General features: G+C 28.3%; 1 protein-coding gene. It reads right to left on the bottom strand.

Annotated features, from left to right (window positions below; translation table 11 throughout):
* Positions 1-343: 343 nt before the first annotated feature.
* A partial coding sequence (locus K4H96_RS00125; RefSeq protein ID WP_227956294.1) for a BUD32 family EKC/KEOPS complex subunit occupies positions 344-976 on the bottom strand: 633 nt, incomplete at its 5' end.

The raw sequence follows: 976 nt of genomic DNA, 5'->3' as shown, positions 1-976 counted from the left end.
TTGTTAATAATGAATCCTGCGGTTAACAATTACCCCTTATCTAAGTTCGAACAAACTTTCAARAATATTGTTGAAGTTAGTGGTGATGAGACAACTGTTAGAAAGTTAATTTTAAAGACGGTTCTTGTTTCTGAAAAGAGTTATACTCGTTATAATGATTCTGAGCTTGTTCCTATAGATTTGTGTCATTTCATATCTGATGTCTTGGGAACTAGAACGGATGTCTTTTCTGATATTTTATTTTATCTAATCAGATTGAAGAGCGAGGATGTGTTTGGATATTTTGCTAAACGTATAAATGAGTGTATACTATTTAGAAAAAGAGAATCTTTGGTTGAAAATCTTAATGAGATTTTTGTGTCAATGAAAATATTAGTGTATAATGAATATACTCAGAATTATTATAACGAGTATAACTCTTTTCAGAAACAAGAACCGTCTTTAAAATTAACTTTCTAACAGTTGTCTCATCACCACTAACTTCAACAATATTCTTGAAAGTTTGTTCGAACTTAGATAAGGGGTAATTGTTAACCGCAGGATTCATTATTAACAATTTGCTAGATTCTTTTTCTAATAACGACTTTTCAAAAATATATGACCAGTTTAATTGGAAATTTGTATGCCATCTTATATCAAAAAATACCTTATCTTGAAAAATAACATTTTCAAAATCAATTAAAAATATTACATTATCGCTAATAATTATGTTTCTTGGTAAAAAATCATAATAATATACCCCATTAGCAATAAAAATTTTTAACAAACCGTATAATACTGATATTGAAAAACAGTTGTCATGAGGAAATTTCGCATTACTATAATAACAACTTTCCAATGAAATTCCTTTAAAAGGTGTGACGTAATAAAGACTCTCTCCATCCTCAACTAAAATTGGTGTAACAACTCTGATAACATAATTTGCTATCCGAGTACCATCAACCCTTACCTTAAATTTTTTTGCATTGAATTTTTC

The sequence above is a fragment of the Streptococcus sanguinis genome, from assembly GCF_020729765.1.
GTDB lineage: Bacteria > Bacillota > Bacilli > Lactobacillales > Streptococcaceae > Streptococcus > Streptococcus sanguinis_Q.
This window is presented reverse-complemented; position numbering and strand designations above follow the sequence as displayed.